A 15,970-nucleotide genomic window follows, 5' to 3' on the forward strand; every position below is an offset into this window, starting at 1 on the left:
CGACCTATTTCACCAGCAGTGGCAGGTCTTTCAGAAACGCCGCCCGCGTTTTGAGGCCTTTTGGCATATCGGTGCGGGTGGCATCGACAACAAGGCGGGCAAAGACGATCTGCTGGCCGTCCTTTTTCGCCCAGCCGACGAACCAGCCGAGCGAACGCTTGTCCCTGATCTTGTCGGCATCATTGGCCAGCCTTGTGCTGCCAGTCTTGCCTTGCACCGTCCAGCCTCCGGCCTGGAACGTCGGGATGATGGCTGACGTCATGTCGTAGGCCTTGGCCGAGACCGGCAATTTGCGCGCCAGCAGCTTGCGCAGGAAATCGACCTGCTCAACCGGCGTGATCTTGAGCGAGGAGTTGACCCAGGAATGGGTAAGCCCGTCATTCTTGCCGGGATTGCCGGAAACGTCTTTGTTGCCATAGTCGAGTTTCGAGACATAGCCGGCAAAGCTCTCGGGTCCAAGCTTGCGAGTGATTTCACGCGAATACCAGAGGATCGAATCCTTCTCCCAGATCGTCGGGTCGACTGTCTTCTGGTCCCGCTTCACGGCCGCGAACTCTGGCTTGTAGTCCCAGCTCGGCGTGTGCTCGTCGCCCAGGATGCCGGCGTCATAGCCGATCAGCGAAAGCGGCACCTTGAACGTCGAGGCCGGGCTGAACCGCTGGTCGCAGGTGCCGTCCTGGTAAAGCACCTTGCCGCTCGCCGCATCGGCAATGAGGGTGCACTGCACATCCCCAAGCGGCGCCGATTGCGCGCGCATCGGGAACCCCAGCAACCAGGCGAGCAGGAAGAGGACTCCAGCCAGGATAAAGGGAAGACGGTCGATGTTACGCATTGATGCTCGCTCCAGAAGGGTGTTCGCGAGCGGGCTTAGCGAGGTCTCTTGTCTCGATTTTGTCTCAAATGCGCAGTTGTTGTGCAGGCTGGCGTTAACCCTACCAGTTCGTAAAGAACGAGACGCCCGCGCAAAACCCGTCAGGTGCGATCAGCCCTTTGCTTCGCCACGCTTCTTTCCGATCCGCCAGTATCGCCACGGCATGAACCAGACGTAGCGATCCGCCAGCAACTCCGGCACGAGGTCGACACCGTGCGTGCCGAACGGCCCGCAGCGCAGCACCCTGAAAAACCCCATCCAGCCGCCGGCCCACAGGCCGTGGCGGGCGATCGCCTCATGCGCGTATTCGGAACAGGTCGGCAGATGCCGGCAGGAATTGCCGACAAAGCCGGACAGCGTCAGCTGGTAGAGACGCACGAGCGAAGTGCCGACGAGACGGCCAGGCGTCTTGCGCCACGGGCCGGGCCAGTTGCGCCCTCGCCCCGGCGGTCTGACAGTATGGGCATGCCCGTGCGGGTCGTGCACCGCAGTCTCCGTATCGCGTTTCCCGTGCGATAGATGTGAGCTTCGTCGGGAGAACGCAATCCCTGCCCCTTGCTCCCCTGTGCTGTCATGGGCGGGAGCGACGAGACGGCAGCCTGTCAACCGGAGGCGCCCAGCGGCCGTTGCGGACAGGCTCCTCGCCGCACTTTGCATGGTGGCTTTCGTCACGCCATTGGAATGTTGCGATCCGCATGACATCGCCAAGGATGCTCAGGAACTGGATCATGGTCGGTCTCCTTTGACGCGATTAGATCGCCGCTGGCCTTGGCCTTCAAACGAGTATAATTTCCACTTCGGATAATCCTGGGTTATGCGAATGAAGCGCGGGCGGCTGCCGTTGACTGCATTGAGAAGTTTCGAGGCGGCGGGCCGGCACCTGAGCTTCAGCAAGGCCGCAGAGGAGCTTTTCGTTTCCCAGGCGGCGATCAGCCGCCAGATCCGCGAACTTGAAACCTTCCTGCGCCAGCCCTTGTTCGAACGTCACCATCGCCGCGTCGAACTGACCGACACCGGCCGCCGGCTGCTCGCCCAACTGGTCAGGAGTTTCGACGACATCGACAAACTGCTTTCGGAATTGGTCGCCGCCCCCGCGCAATCCGTGGTTCGCGTCAGCGTCGAGCCGTCGCTTGCCTCCGTCTGGCTGGTGCCTCGGCTCAACCGGTTTCGCCAGTTGCGGCCCGATATCGACGTGTCCCTCGAAGTCGATGCCAGGCTGATCGAATTCCGCAGCGATCAGCCCGAGCTTGCCTTGCGCTTCAGCGCAAAGGCGACCTCGTGGCCGCGCAACCAGGCGGAGCGGCTTGCCTCCACAGTCGATTCACCGGTTTTGTCGCCGGCGCTGCTCGCCTCGGGCCCTCCCCTCGAAAAGCCGATCGACCTTGCCCGCTACACACTTTTGCATGAGGAGAATCGCCAGGGCTGGACGCGCTGGTTCGAAGCCGCCGGCGTGCCGGCCGATGCCGTGCCCGCGCGCGGGCCGATGCTGGCGGATATATCGCTTTCAAAGCAGGCCGCCCTGCTCGGACATGGCGTGGCGTTGGGCGATCTCTTGCAGATCGGCAACGAGCTCGAAACCGGCGCGCTGGTCAAGCCGTTCGACATCGACGTTGCGTCCGGCGGCTACTGGCTGGTGGCCAGGAGCTTGAAGGAGCTTTCCGAGCCGGCCGCAGCGTTCGCCGACTGGATCCGAAGTGAATTTGCCTCAAGCAGACGGACATTGGAAGCAAAGGTCTAAGCCGGTTTCCGGGCCGGGGCTCCCGCTACTTTGCGTTCTTGTATTTATCGAGAAGCTTGTCGATGTCGTTTACCCCGACTGCTGGACGCCCGCCCGACGTGTCCTGTGCCGGGTGGAATGTGAGGACGACCTCGCGCCACAGATCGTAGTGCGCCGCATAGGACGTCAGGCCGGGAAACGGCGCACAACGCTTGATGGCCCTGACGGCAGCCTCGGCGACCTTGTCCGGCTGTGGTGTGACAGGATCGAGGATTTTTGGCGGACCGGCGAGAGAGCCGTCCTTGTTCAGGCTGATCCGGACGCGCGCAACACTCGTGGCATTTGCAGGCACTGCCCAACAGGTCTGGATAGCCTTCATGAGATAGTCGTGGATATCCCGCGTGACTGCCACGTCGGCCCGGCTCGAGCCACAGCCTGACATGAGTGCGCCGGCAAGGCTCCAGACGAACACCAGGCCATGAAAGGGTCGGTGTCGCGGGCTGCCGCGAAGTCCGCGCATCGTCAGAACGGGAAATGGCAAGATCAGGCCGCCTGTTCGGCGCGCTTCTTCTCGATTTGGCCGATGGCGTCGACCACGGCGTCAAAGGTCAGCATGGTCGAGGCGTGCCGTGCCTTGTAGTCGCGCACCGGCTCCAAATATTTGAGGTCGGCGAAGCGCCCTTCCGGCGCCGCGCCATTCTCTTTCAGCATCTTCAGCATGGCGTCGCGCACCGTGCGCAATTCCTCGGCGCTCGCGCCGACGACATGCTGCGCCATGATCGAGGACGACGCCTGGCCGAGCGCGCAGGCCTTCACGTCATGGGCAAAGTCGGTGACCACGCCGTCCTCCATCTTGAGATCGACCGTAACGGTCGAACCGCACAGCTTGGAATGCGCCTTGGCGGTCGCGTCCGGATGCTCGAGCCGGCCGATGCGGGCGATGTTTCCGGCAAAACCGAGAATTTTCGCGTTGTAGACATCGTTGATCATTATTTTCCAATCCGTCGCCGCCAAGCGAACAGCGATTGCCGCTGCTGCGTCTTCCTTTCGCTCGCTACGACCTTATATAATGCTGGCAGTCCGGTAACGACAAGGCGATGAGCGCCGCTGTCCTGGCCGGGAAGTTCACGCCGCTTACGGGGCTGGAAACGGGGCGAGTTTCCGACACCGAAAGGTCGTGGTCCGTTCAACTCGTTCCTCCTTGGAGAGGAACTACGGGAGACGCCTTTTATGGATGCCGTCATCAAGAAACTCATGCCCCAGTCCGTCTACATGGAAAAGCCGGTCACCGACCGGCCGAGCGAGGCCGAGGTCGAGGCCGCCGTGCGCACATTGCTGCGCTGGACCGGCGACAATCCGGACCGCGAGGGGCTGATCGACACACCCAAGCGCGTGGCCAAGGCCTACCGCGAAATGTTCGGCGGCTACGACATGTGCCCGGCCGATGAACTCGGCCGCACCTTCGAGGAGGTCGCCGGCTACGACGATCTCGTCATCGTCAAGGATATCCAGTTCCATTCGCATTGCGAGCACCACATGGTGCCGATCATCGGCAAGGCGCATGTCGGCTATCTGCCGGATGGCAAGGTCGTCGGCCTGTCCAAGATCGCGCGGGTCGTCGATATCTTCGCCCATCGCCTGCAGACGCAGGAAGCGCTGACCGCGCAGATCGCCGGCGTCATCCAGGATGTGCTCAACCCGCGCGGCGTCGCCGTCATGATCGAGGCCGAGCACATGTGCATGGCCATGCGCGGCATCCGCAAGCAGGGCTCCACCACGCTCACCTCCACCTTCACCGGCGTTTTCAAGGACACGCCCGAGGAGCAGGTTCGTTTCGTCACCATGGTTCGCGGCGGCGGGGCATAACGTCTAGGCCGATATCGCTAGGCCATGATCCTGAAAAACGCGGACCGGTTTTCGGGTAAGATCATGGTCAAACAGGAAGATACACCGGCGATGTCGGCACTGGAATTTCCCAAAACTCCATCAGACAAGAAAGCCCTGGAGGAAGGCGCGGTGTTTTCGCCGCGCTTCGACGCCGCCGGCCTTGTCACCGTCGTCGTCACCGATGCCCAAGACGGCATGCTGCTGATGGTCGCGCATATGAATGCGCAAGCCTTGGCGCTGACACTGGAAACCGGCATCGCCCACTACTGGTCGCGCTCGCGCAACGCGCTTTGGAAGAAGGGCGAAACCTCGGGCAATTTCCAGCATGTCGTCGAGATGCGCACCGACTGCGATCAGGATGCATTGTGGCTGCGCGTCAAAGTGTTGGGCCACGACGCAACCTGTCACACCGGCCGGCGTTCATGCTTTTATCGGACGGTGGGACTCGTCGACGGCAAGGGGACACTTGTTGACGACGGCAGCAAGCCGCTGTTCGATGCGGAATTCACGTATCGGAAGCCATCGTCTTGAACCATCTGCCTCACACCAACCACACAGATTCATCATTTCGATACGGCCTGTCCGTATATTAGTCTTGGGACAAGGGAGATCATGATGCTCGAGTGGGCGTCATTGCGTAACAGACCAGATGTCAGGGAGGCCAACGGCCTGACCTCTTCCGGCGGCGCGTCCGAAACGAAATCTCCCAAGAAAACAGCCATTTCGCTCGCTTTGGGCGGCGGTTGCGCAAGAGGCTGGGCTCATATCGGCGTGCTGCGCGCGCTCGATGAAGCCGGCATCGAAGTTTCGATGATCGCCGGCACCTCGATCGGCGCGCTGGTCGGCGGCTGTTATCTCGCCGGCAAACTGGATGAGCTGGAAGAGTTCGCCCGCAGCCTGACCAAGCGGCGCATTTTCGGCCTGCTCGATCTCAATCTGCGCGGCAGCGGCCTGTTCGGCGGCTTGAAACTCGATGCCCGTCTGCGCGAGCATGTGGCGGGCGTCCGTTTCGAAGACCTGCCAAAACCCTTCGTCAGCGTCGCATCGGAAATCCGCACCGGCCACGAGATCTGGCTGTCGCACGGCTCGCTGATCACGGCCATGCGCGCGTCCTACGCATTGCCTGGCGTGTTCGAGCCGGTGAATTGCAACGGCCGCATGCTGGTCGACGGCGCGCTGGTCAATCCGGTGCCGGTATCGGTTTGCCGCGCCTACGAGCAGCCGCTCGTCGTGGCGGTCAACCTTCACTACGACCTGTTCGGCCGCGCCGCCGTGATCAAACACAGCGCCGGCGAACTTGTTGTCGAAAAGGACGCGCCGCGCCCCGGCCATGTCGGCACCGAGCACCAGTCGCATCAGACCCGCCTCGGCATCACCGGCGTCATGGTCGAGGCTTTCAACATCATCCAGGACCGCATCTCGCGCGCCAGGCTGGCGGGCGATCCGCCAGATATGTCGCTGCAGCCCAAACTCAGCCATATCGGCCTCACCGAATTCCATCGCGCCGACGAGGCGATCCAGCTCGGCTATCAGGCGACGATGGCCCAGATCGGCGAACTGACCCGGCTGCAGACCGTTCTCGCCTGAGGCCAGCCGCTGTCCGAAACACCGTCCGTTGCGTCCCATCGACGGAGTGGTGCTGCACCCTTGAAGCGTTGGCGGCCTTTTCATTTGCCTGTTGTGTGAAAAACTGATTGCAAAACGCAATTGGTTATGCTGGCCTGTGCTGCTTATACGGAGGCGCCAATGGCCAAGTTCGTTTATTCCATGCTCACCTCTTTGGACGGCTATATCGCCCGATCGGACGAGGACATAGCACTGCCAGTGCCGGAGACAGAATTGCATCAGCATTTCAATGACATGATGAGGCTAGCCTCAGCAGTGCTTGCCGGGCGGCGGATGTACGAGACGATGCGCTTCTGGGACAGCCCTGAGCGCGAGACCGGCTCCACCGAGGTCGAGCGGGACTTTGCCCGCGCATGGCGAGAGACACCGAAGATCGTCTTCTCGACCACGCTTCGGCAGGTCGGGCCCAATGCCCGGCTGGTGAATGGCGATGCCGAGACCGCGGTGAGATCGCTCAAGTCAAAGACGGATGGCCTCGTCATCCTCGGCGGCGCAGACCTTGCCGCCGGTCTGGCACGAGCAGGGCTTATCGATGAATACCGGCTGTACATGCACCCGGTCGTGCTGGGGGGCGGCAAGCCGTACTTCCAGTCCGGCCTGTCGCTGAGGCTGAAACCGCTTGGCAGGGAAAGCCTGCCCCAGGATGTGACGCTAATGCGTTATGCGCCGGCCAACCAAGCTGCATAGATACTGACGCGGCTACGCTCGCGCCGCATCGACAATGCGGAATTGCACCGTGCGGTTGCCGTTCCAGTAATTACCAGACAGCGAGCCGGCGACATGCACGCTCTTGCCACGGTTCTTGAACAGGAATTCGCCAAGCACCGTATCGACGGCACGAAAGGCGATCGCCTGGATACGGCCGCCGCTGTCCGACTGCAATTCACAGCGTATATGGTTGGTGCCGACCGGCCTGGCGTCGGCCAGCCGATGGCGCGGCAGCACGAGGACCGGCGCGACGTGGCCGGCGCCAAAGGGGCCGGCCTTTTCCAGCGCGTCGAGCAGGCTGAGCGTCGCGCCTTCGGCCGCAAGCGCGCCATCGATCGCCAGGCTCTCCTCGTCCTGTAGCCGAAACACGTCGGCAGCCGCCCGTTCCTCGAAGAACGCCCTGAGTTCGCCGAGCCTGGCGCGCTCCACAGTGATGCCGGCCGCCATGCCATGACCACCGCCCTTGACGATCAGCCCGACATCGGCGGCTTCGCGCACCAGCCGGCCGAGGTCGAAGCCCGACACAGAACGGCCCGAACCGGTGCCGATGCCCACAGCGTTGAAGGCAATGGCGAAAGCCGGCCGGCGCGCATGATCCTTCAGCCTCGAGGCGAGCAGGCCGACAATGCCGGGATGCCAGTTGTTGCTGGCGGTGACGACGATCGCCGGGCCGCTGCCACCGGCAAGCTCGGCATCGGCCTCGGCGCGCGCCGCGGCCAGCATCTCCTGCTCCATCAGCTGCCGCTCCTGGTTCAGCCGGTCGAGCGTCTCGGCGATGGTCCGCGCCTCGACCGGATCGTCGGTCGCAAGCAGCCGGCTGCCAAGCGCCGCATCGCCGATGCGCCCGCCGGCATTGATGCGTGGCCCGATCAGATAGGCGAGATGGAAGGTGCTGACCGGCTCGCCAATGCGCGATACCCGCGCCAATGCGGCCAAGCCTTCATTCTTCTGCTGGCGCGCCATTTGCAGGCCTTTGACGACGAAGGCACGGTTGACGCCGGTGAGCGGCACCACATCGCAAACGGTCGCCAACGCCACGAGATCGAGCAGCGAAAGCAGGTCTGGCGGCGCGACATCGCTCAGGCCACGCAGGATTTTCGCGGTCTGCACCAGGGCGAGGAACACGACACCGGCGGCACACAGATGCCCCTGCCCGGAAAGATCGTCGTCACGGTTTGGATTGACCACCGCAATCGCGGCCGGCAACGCGCCGCCGACCTGATGGTGGTCGAGCACCACGACATCGGCGCCGGCTTCGTTGGCGGCATCGACGGAAATGGCACTGTTGGTGCCGCAATCGACGGTGACGATCAGCGTCGCGCCGCGCGACACGAGTTCGCGCATGGCATCGGGATTGGGACCGTAACCCTCGAAGATACGGTCCGGAATATAGATTTCCGACGGTATGGAGAAATGTGCCAGAAACCGCTTCAGCAAGGCCGACGAGGCGGCGCCATCGACATCGTAGTCGCCGAAGATCGCTACCTTTTCCCGCGCCATCACCGCCGCCGCGATTCGGGTTGCGGCCTTGTCCATGTCGGTCAGCGACACCGGATTGGGCAACAGGTCGCGGATCGTCGGATCGAGGAAGCGCTCGGTCTCGTCGGCGGTAACGCCGCGTCCGGCCAGAACGCGCGCGACGATGTCGGGCACGCCATGACCTTGCGCGATGGCAAGCGCGACCATGTCCTGCCGTTCGGTCAGCCGGTGCTCCCAGGAGAGACCGGTCGCCGACTGCCTGACATCGAGGAAAAGGCGCCTTTCGCCCATTATGCGCTTTGCCAATTCATGGTCGGCCGCAGGATAGAGCATGTCGCGCAAAAATGTGCAGCGGTTTTGGGCTAACGACATGCGCGGACAACAGCCTAAAGTGCTGCGCGTGAACGCGACGCGCTTTAGGGCCAAAGACGGGCAAAACCAGGTGGTTCGCGGCGGGTGGCGTCGCAGGAGAATTCAAGACAAACCACGCTTTCCGCTTTTCAGCCAGGCGCGCCTGATCCATTCGTCGGCGGCGTCGCCCATTGTCTTGTCCCGACCGTCCTTTAGCCAGGCCATGAAAGGCCGATCGAACCTGAACGTATCGCCGCATTCGCGGGTGAAATAGCGGCGCACATTCTGGGTGTTGCGATAGGATTTCGTGATGGGCGTGGCACACGAAATCGGATCCGCGTGCCAGTCGAACACATTCATCGTCAATCCTTGCGCCGCCAGGGTTCAGATGCAGCCAAGGGCTAGCAACTGCGGTGCGGCTTCGCAAGGAGGCCTAGAACTTATCCAGATCCTGATGCCGCGCCTTGATCTCGCGCACGGTCCGCGACGATGAGCGCAGTACGATGGTGTGGGTGGTGATATAGGTGCGGCCGAACTTGACGCCGGCCAGCATGTTGCCGTCGGTGACGCCGGTCGCCGCGAACAGCACGTCGCCGCGCGCCATGTCTTCCGCATGGTAGATCCGCTTCGGATCGGAAATGCCCATCTTGGCGGCGCGCGCGACCTTGTCCGGCGTATCGAGGATCAGCCGGCCCTGCATCTGGCCGCCGGTGCAGCGCAATGCGGCCGCGGCCAGAACGCCTTCCGGGGCGCCGCCGGTGCCGAGATAGAGGTCGATGCCGGTCTCCTCCGGGTCGGTGGTGTGGATGACGCCGGCGACATCGCCGTCGCCGATCAGCCGGATCGCGGCTCCCGTGGCGCGCACGGCATCGATCAGCTTGGCGTGGCGCGGCCGGTCGAGGATGCAGGTGGTGATGTCCGAGACCGCGACGCCCTTGGCTCGCGCCAGGCTCGCGATGTTCTCGGCCGGAGAAGCATCGATATCGATGACGCCTTCGGCATAGCCCGGACCAATGGCGATCTTGTCCATATAGACGTCGGGTGCGAACAGCAGGCTACCCTTCTCGGCAATGGCGATGACAGCAAGCGCGTTGGGCAGGTTCTTGGCGCAGATCGTCGTGCCTTCGAGCGGATCGAGCGCGATGTCGACTGCCGGTCCTTTGCCGGTGCCGACCTCTTCGCCGATATAGAGCATCGGCGCCTCGTCGCGCTCGCCCTCGCCGATCACCACCGTGCCTTTGATGGCAAGACGGTTGAGCTCCTGTCGCATGGCGTCGACAGCGACCTGGTCGGCAGCCTTTTCATCGCCACGGCCGCGCAGCCTGGCGGCCGCCACGGCGGCCCTTTCGGTGACGCGCACCAGTTCCATGGTGAGTATCCGGTCAAGGCCGGCGACGATGTTCTGGGCCACATTCATGTTCGGCAAATCCTCGTTGGCATAGCGCCTCCCGCCGGAGGCGGGCCTGTTTTGTCAAACGAGCATGACAACGGCAAGACCTGCCGGACGTTTTATCGAAAAGCCAGCAATATCAATCGATTGAACCGCATTTCCGACAAGATTGCGGACCGGTCGGAAACGACCGGGCCGCCTTGAAGAAGCACTGAGGATTGCCGCCGCGATCTAGAAAACCGCGAGATATCTGAGCAACGAAATGATGCCGATGATGATAACGATGACCTGCACGATCTGCCGCATCCTGGCGTCGAGCGGCAGGCGCTGCACGAGATAGAGAACGAGAATGATGACGAGGAATGTGATCAGTATGCCTATCAACATGGATGAAGCCATGATGCCCTCCTTCAAATGAATTCCTGAAACGGGAAACGAGCCGGCACTGCCAGCCCGTTACCGGCACGCTCAATACCAACGGCGGGGCGTGTCGTTGTTCATCGACTGGCCGACGGCGATCCCGGCCAGAAAACCAAGCAGGCCGACGACGCCGATCACGGCTGTCGTCGTGCCCGGGTTTTCGCGCGCGACTTCCGAAACCGCCTGAGCCTGGCTGCGCAGCTGCTGTGCTGTGCGCGATGCACGCGCCGCGGCCGTCTCATAAAAATCCGAAGCCTGTTCGCTGGCATCATCGAGCATTTCCGCGCCCCTTGCCGAAATGCTCTTGTTGATCTTGGTGATCTCCTTGCGCAGTTCAGCGATCTGCTTTTCCAGCGTTTTCTGGATATCGTCGATGGAGGGGGTGTCGGACTTGCTGGTATCGGCCATGAAGCGGCTCCCTTGGTTACTGACCAAGAGAACGGCGCCGCAACGAATTCGTTCCGGCCAATGCGCGGCTGGTCGCCATCTGTCGACCGCAGGCGCCGGCGAGGACGTTACCCGCCGGGGGACGACTACCCTGCCCGCTCGATGCGGATGACCTGCGGCTTGTCGGTCAGGTGACCGTCCTTGGTGATGCCGTCGACGGCCTTGCGCACGGCTGCCTCGGTGGTCTCGTGGGTGACGAGGATCACCGTCTTCTGCGCCGCCGCCTCGCCGCTGACCGCATGCTGGACGATCGATTCCAGCGAAATATCGTTGTCGGCCATGCGCTTGGCGATCGCGGCAAAGACGCCGATGCGATCATGCACGGTCAACCGGATGAAGTAGCCGCCGGCATGGCTGCGCATCTGCGCCTTCTTGTAGGGCCTGAGCTCCTTCGCCGGCAGGCCGAAGACCGGGCCATGCTGGAAGCCGGGCCTGCTCTTGGCGATGTCGGCGATGTCGCCGATGACGGCCGAGGCAGTGGCGTTGCCGCCGGCGCCGGGGCCTGAAAGCAACAATTCGCCAAGAATGTCGGTCTCGATCGCCACCGCATTGGTGACGCCATGCACCTGCGCGATGACGGAAGCGGTCGGCACCATGGTCGGATGCACGCGCTGCTCGATGCCGCTTTCGGTGCGCTGGGCAACGCCAAGCAGCTTGATCCGGTAGCCGAGATCGCCGGCCGCACGGATGTCGGCCTGGGTGATGTTGGAAATGCCTTCCATATAAATGTCGTTGGCGGCGATCCTGGTGCCGAAGGCAAGGCTGGTCAGGATCGACAGCTTGTGCGCGGTGTCGTGGCCCTCGATGTCGAAGGTCGGATCAGCCTCGGCGTAACCCAGCCGCTGCGCGTCCTTCAGGCAGGCGTCGAACGAAATGCCCTCGGCCTCCATGCGGGTGAGGATGTAGTTGCAGGTGCCGTTGAGAATGCCGAACACGCGATTGACCGAATTGCCGGCCATCGCCTCGCGCATCGTCTTGATGACCGGAATGCCGCCGGCCACCGCCGCCTCGTAGTTGAGCAGCACGCCCTTCTTCTCGGCGATCTCGGCCAGCGCCACGCCATGCTTGGCAAGCAGCGCCTTGTTGGCGGTGACGACGTGGCGGCCGGCTTCGAGCGCCGCCTTGACCGACAGGCGCGCTGGCCCCTCGTCTCCGCCGATCAGTTCGATGAACACGTCGATGTCAGCGATCTGTGCCATCTTGACCGGATCGTCGAACCATTTGGCGGCGCTGACATCGACGCCACGGTCGCGTTTCGGGTCACGCGCCGAAACCGCCGACACGACAATGTCGCGCCCGCATTGCCGGGTCAGTTCCGCTGCCTTGTCGCGCAGCACCCGCGCCACCGATGCGCCGACCGTACCAAGTCCGGCAATTCCAACACGCAGAGCTTCAGCCATGGAAGGCGACGTCCCTCAAAATCAGATCGAATTTTTGCTTACCGGTGGGCGGACAGCGGCACCACATTGTTGGGCTGCTTGGCGCTGGTCGACAGGAAGCGCTTGATGTTGCGCGCCGCCTGGCGGATCCGGTGCTCGTTCTCGACCAGCGCCAGGCGCACGAAATCGTCGCCATGTTCGCCGAAGCCGACACCGGGCGCCACCGCCACGTCGGCGTGCTCGATGAGCAGCTTGGAGAATTCGAGCGAACCGAGATGCTTGAACGGTTCGGGGATCGGCGCCCAGGCGAACATCGAGGCGGCGGGAGCTGGAATGTTCCAGCCGGCGCGCCCGAAGGAATCGACCATGACGTCGCGGCGCTTGTGGTAGACCTCGCGCACCTCGGCGATATCGGCGCCGTCGCCGTTGAGCGCATGGGCCGCCGCCACCTGGATCGGCGTGAAGGCGCCGTAGTCGAGATAGGACTTCACCCGGGTCAACGCCGAGATCAGCCGCTCATTGCCGACGGCAAAACCCATGCGCCAGCCGGGCATGGAGAAGGTCTTCGACATTGAGGTGAATTCGACGCAGACATCGATGGCGCCCGGCACCTGCAGCACCGAAGGCGGCGGGTTGCCGTCGAAATAGATCTCCGAATAGGCAAGGTCGGACAGGATGATGATGTCGTTCTTCTTCGCGAACGCCACCACGTCCTTGTAGAAGTCGAGCGAAGCGACCAGCGCCGTCGGGTTCGACGGATAGTTGAGGATCAGCGCCAGCGGCTTCGGGATCGAGTGGCGAACGCCGCGTTCCAGCGCTGGAATGAACCCATCGTCCGGCTCGACCTGCAGCGAGCGGATGACGCCACCCGACATGATGAAGCCGAAGGCATGGATCGGATAGGTCGGGTTCGGGCACAGGATGACGTCGCCAGGCGCGGTGATCGCCTGCGCCATGTTGGCGAAGCCTTCCTTCGAGCCGAGCGTGGCCACCACCTGCGTGTCGGGGTTGAGCTTCACGCCGAAGCGGCGCTGATAATAGGCCGCCTGGGCGCGGCGCAGGCCGGGAATGCCGCGCGAGGAGGAATAACGATGGGTGCGCGGATCGCGCACCACTTCGCACAATTTGTCGACGATGGCCTTGGGCGTCGGCAGGTCCGGATTGCCCATGCCGAGGTCGATGATGTCGGCGCCGCGCGAACGGGCACTGGCCTTGAGCCGGTTAACCTGCTCGAACACGTAAGGCGGAAGCCGGCGGACCTTGTGAAACTCTTCCATGGCAGTTCCAGACAGCAAAAGGGGCTATGGGCGCGCGCTATATACTCATTTGCAGGTAGGGTCGAGGGCGGGATCGCATTTGCCTTCGATCTGCTTCAGCGTCTGCGGACCATGTTTCGTGGCTAGGTCCGCCAACGCCGCCTGATTGGCGACCGCAGCGCCGCCGCCGCTTTTGGCGCCCTGTGCGCCGCCATCAGCCTTGAGTTCGGCGAGCTTGGCGTTCGTCTCGGCCTGCGTCAGCTGCTTGTTCGCCACTTTGGGCGGGATGTTGAGGTTCGGAAAGGTGCCGGTATCCTTTGGACCTGCATTGTCGGCCATCGGCACCGGAGCGCTGGTATTCGTGCTCGAACACCCGGCGATCCCCAAAAGCACGATCGCCGCGCCGATGCGGCAAAAGCGTGCGGCATCAAAAAAAACAGTCTCGCCAATATTAATCGTCATATTGTTTCCTTGGCAGCCGAGGTAGAGCGAGATTGGACCCTGTCGGATGTCCCATGTTAATATGTCAAGAAAACGCTTCGGGAGGAACCCTGCGAACCATGTCCAAAACACCCGATTCGGGCAAAACGGAAGATGACGAGCCTTCGACCGTCGAGCAATATCTGGTGAAGGATCCGGAGCGCTTTGCGTTGAACATGGCGCGCATGATCGAGCAGGCCGGCAAGGCGGCGTCCGCCTGGGCCGAACCGCGCGAGCGCGGCGAAGTGCGCGACCACGTCGCCGAGCCGGTCGTCGACATGGTCAAGACGTTTTCCAAGCTGAGCGAATACTGGCTCGCCGACCCCCAGCGCGCGCTCGAAGCGCAGACGCGGCTGTTCGCCGGCTACATGACCGTGTGGGCGAACGCCATCCAACGCGTCAGCCCCAACGCCGAAGGCCCCGACGACGCCGTCAAGCCGGAGCGCGGCGACAAGCGTTTCCAGGACCCGGAATGGGGCCGCAACGCCTTCTTCGATTTCCTCAAGCAGGCCTATCTCGTCACCTCGCGCTGGGCGTCCGAACTGGTCGAGCACGCCGAAGGTCTGGACGAGCACACCCGCCACAAGGCGAGCTTCTACGTCAAGCAGGTGTCCAATGCCATCTCGCCGTCGAATTTCATCCTGACCAACCCCGAGCTTTTCCGCGAGACCGTCGCTTCCAACGGCGAGAACCTGGTGCGCGGCATGAAGATGCTGGCCGAGGACATCGCCGCCGGCAAGGGCGACCTGAAACTGCGCCAGGCCGACTATTCGCCCTTCGAGATCGGCAGGAACATCGCCACCACAACCGGCAAGGTGGTCGGCCGCAGCGATGTCGCCGAGATCATCCAGTATGATCCGGCGACCGAGACGGTGCTGAAACGCCCGTTGCTGATCTGCCCGCCCTGGATCAACAAGTTCTACATACTCGACCTCAACCCGCAGAAATCCTTCATCCGCTGGGCGATCGAGCAGGGTCACACCGTCTTCGTCATCTCCTGGATCAATCCGGACGAGCGCCACGGCGCGAAGGGATGGGAAGCCTATATCAGGGAAGGCCTGCAATATGGCCTCGACACGATCGAGGAGGCGACCGGCGAGCGGGACGTCAACGCGATCGGCTACTGCGTCGGCGGCACGCTGCTGGCGGCGGCGCTGGCTCTGATGGCACAGGAAGGCGACGACCGCATCAAGTCGGCTACCTTCTTCACCACGCAGGTCGACTTCACCTATGCCGGCGACCTGAAAGTCTTCGTCGACGAGGAACAGGTCGCGGCGGTGGAGAAGTCAATGAACGAGAAGGGCTATCTCGACGGCACCAAGATGGCGACCGCCTTCAACATGCTGCGCTCCGGCGACCTGATCTGGCCCTATGTCGTCAACAACTACATGCGAGGCAAGGACCCCCTGCCCTTCGACCTCCTCTACTGGAATGCCGATTCGACCCGCATGGCGGCGGCCAACCATTCCTTCTACCTGCGCAATTGCTATCTCGAGAACAACCTCTCGCGCGGCAAGATGGAACTGGCGGGGCATACGGTCTCGCTCGGCGATATCACCATTCCGATCTACAACCTCGCCTCGCGCGAAGATCACATCGCGCCGGCGCTGTCCGTCTTCCTCGGCTCGAAATATTTCGGCGGCAAGGTCGACTACGTGATGGCGGGATCGGGCCACATAGCCGGTGTCGTCAATCCGCCCGCCTCCGGCAAGTACCAGTATTGGACCGGCGGCAAACCGGAAGGCGATTTCGGCCAATGGATTGCCAGGGCCGCTGAGCATCCCGGGTCGTGGTGGCCGCACTGGCAAAGCTGGATCGAGGCCAAGGACGACACCCGTGTGCCTGCCCGCAAACCCGGCAAGCATATGAAAACCTTGGGCGATGCTCCCGGCAGCTATGTGAAGGTGCGAGTGTAACGGACTGTAATGTCTGGTGAGTTGACGGCCCGTCAAAAGCGGG

The 15,970-nt window shown here is 62.8% G+C and carries 18 protein-coding genes; 6 read left to right on the top strand and 12 right to left on the bottom strand.

Annotated features, from left to right (window positions below; all coding sequences use genetic code 11):
* Positions 1 to 4 precede the first annotated feature (4 nt).
* Positions 5 to 832, bottom strand: coding sequence for a class D beta-lactamase (gene blaOXA / locus FJV80_RS10340; protein ID WP_095790053.1), 828 nt, complete (start codon positions 830 to 832; stop codon positions 5 to 7).
* A 150-nt stretch (positions 833 to 982) separates the two neighbouring features.
* Complete coding sequence (gene yidD, locus FJV80_RS10345) at positions 983 to 1,357, bottom strand: membrane protein insertion efficiency factor YidD (RefSeq protein ID WP_095772810.1); 375 nt, start codon at positions 1,355 to 1,357, stop codon at positions 983 to 985.
* 334 nt (positions 1,358 to 1,691) lie between these two features.
* Between yidD and FJV80_RS10350 the strand changes: the two genes are divergently transcribed.
* On the top strand, positions 1,692 to 2,609 hold the full coding sequence (locus FJV80_RS10350; protein ID WP_095772812.1) for a LysR substrate-binding domain-containing protein: 918 nt from the start codon (positions 1,692 to 1,694) through the stop codon (positions 2,607 to 2,609).
* A 25-nt stretch (positions 2,610 to 2,634) separates the two neighbouring features.
* On the opposite strand, the gene FJV80_RS10355 is transcribed toward FJV80_RS10350, so the two are convergent.
* Positions 2,635 to 3,129, bottom strand: coding sequence for a cell envelope integrity protein TolA (locus FJV80_RS10355; protein WP_142876303.1), 495 nt, complete (start codon positions 3,127 to 3,129; stop codon positions 2,635 to 2,637).
* 2 nt (positions 3,130 to 3,131) lie between these two features.
* Positions 3,132 to 3,578, bottom strand: a complete 447-nt coding sequence (locus tag FJV80_RS10360) for an iron-sulfur cluster assembly scaffold protein (protein ID WP_142876304.1) — start codon at positions 3,576 to 3,578, stop codon at positions 3,132 to 3,134.
* A gap of 240 nt (positions 3,579 to 3,818) precedes the next feature.
* Here FJV80_RS10360 and folE point away from each other — a divergent pair, with 240 nt between their 5' ends.
* From folE to FJV80_RS10380, 4 genes are all read left to right on the top strand, one after another.
* Complete coding sequence (folE, locus tag FJV80_RS10365) at positions 3,819 to 4,454, top strand: GTP cyclohydrolase I FolE (RefSeq protein ID WP_095772815.1); 636 nt, start codon at positions 3,819 to 3,821, stop codon at positions 4,452 to 4,454.
* Between the two features lie 90 nt (positions 4,455 to 4,544).
* Positions 4,545 to 5,006 carry a phosphoribosyl-AMP cyclohydrolase gene (gene hisI, locus FJV80_RS10370; RefSeq protein ID WP_095773083.1) on the top strand — a complete coding sequence of 154 codons (462 nt, stop codon included), beginning with the start codon at positions 4,545 to 4,547 and terminating at the stop codon, positions 5,004 to 5,006.
* 84 nt (positions 5,007 to 5,090) lie between these two features.
* Positions 5,091 to 6,062, top strand: a complete 972-nt coding sequence (locus tag FJV80_RS10375; protein ID WP_095790099.1) for a patatin family protein — start codon at positions 5,091 to 5,093, stop codon at positions 6,060 to 6,062.
* Between the two features lie 159 nt (positions 6,063 to 6,221).
* The gene (locus FJV80_RS10380) at positions 6,222 to 6,788 is read left to right on the top strand and encodes a dihydrofolate reductase family protein (protein WP_142876305.1); all 567 of its coding nucleotides are present in this window, start codon (positions 6,222 to 6,224) and stop codon (positions 6,786 to 6,788) included.
* A 12-nt stretch (positions 6,789 to 6,800) separates the two neighbouring features.
* Here the strand turns inward: FJV80_RS10380 and recJ are convergent, their stop codons facing one another.
* The 8 genes from recJ to FJV80_RS10420 form a co-directional block, all read right to left on the bottom strand.
* Positions 6,801 to 8,582 (bottom strand): single-stranded-DNA-specific exonuclease RecJ, encoded by a 1,782-nt coding sequence (gene recJ / locus FJV80_RS10385; RefSeq protein WP_142876362.1) that lies wholly within the window; start codon positions 8,580 to 8,582, stop codon positions 6,801 to 6,803.
* A gap of 180 nt (positions 8,583 to 8,762) precedes the next feature.
* Positions 8,763 to 8,999 carry a DUF6434 domain-containing protein gene (locus tag FJV80_RS10390; protein WP_095790048.1) on the bottom strand — a complete coding sequence of 79 codons (237 nt, stop codon included), beginning with the start codon at positions 8,997 to 8,999 and terminating at the stop codon, positions 8,763 to 8,765.
* 73 nt (positions 9,000 to 9,072) lie between these two features.
* On the bottom strand, positions 9,073 to 10,056 hold the full coding sequence (glpX, locus tag FJV80_RS10395) for a class II fructose-bisphosphatase (RefSeq protein ID WP_095790047.1): 984 nt from the start codon (positions 10,054 to 10,056) through the stop codon (positions 9,073 to 9,075).
* A gap of 204 nt (positions 10,057 to 10,260) precedes the next feature.
* Positions 10,261 to 10,428 (bottom strand): Thivi_2564 family membrane protein, encoded by a 168-nt coding sequence (locus FJV80_RS10400; protein WP_010909767.1) that lies wholly within the window; start codon positions 10,426 to 10,428, stop codon positions 10,261 to 10,263.
* 69 nt (positions 10,429 to 10,497) lie between these two features.
* Positions 10,498 to 10,857: a hypothetical protein gene (locus tag FJV80_RS10405; RefSeq protein WP_095772817.1), complete on the bottom strand. Its 360-nt coding sequence runs from the start codon at positions 10,855 to 10,857 to the stop codon at positions 10,498 to 10,500.
* Between the two features lie 125 nt (positions 10,858 to 10,982).
* A complete protein-coding gene (locus FJV80_RS10410) occupies positions 10,983 to 12,296 on the bottom strand; it encodes a homoserine dehydrogenase (RefSeq protein WP_142876306.1) in 1,314 nt (437 codons plus the stop codon).
* A 38-nt stretch (positions 12,297 to 12,334) separates the two neighbouring features.
* Complete coding sequence (locus FJV80_RS10415) at positions 12,335 to 13,552, bottom strand: LL-diaminopimelate aminotransferase (protein WP_019858471.1); 1,218 nt, start codon at positions 13,550 to 13,552, stop codon at positions 12,335 to 12,337.
* Between the two features lie 45 nt (positions 13,553 to 13,597).
* Positions 13,598 to 14,104, bottom strand: coding sequence for a hypothetical protein (locus FJV80_RS10420; protein ID WP_179296082.1), 507 nt, complete (start codon positions 14,102 to 14,104; stop codon positions 13,598 to 13,600).
* Here FJV80_RS10420 and phaC point away from each other — a divergent pair.
* Entirely contained in the window at positions 14,092 to 15,927 is a 1,836-nt protein-coding gene (gene phaC / locus FJV80_RS10425) for a class I poly(R)-hydroxyalkanoic acid synthase (RefSeq protein ID WP_095772820.1), read from the top strand. The genes FJV80_RS10420 and phaC overlap by 13 nt on opposite strands.
* The last annotated feature ends 43 nt before the right edge of the window (positions 15,928 to 15,970 follow it).

It is taken from the genome of Mesorhizobium sp. WSM4310, from assembly GCF_007003935.1.
GTDB lineage: Bacteria > Pseudomonadota > Alphaproteobacteria > Rhizobiales > Rhizobiaceae > Mesorhizobium.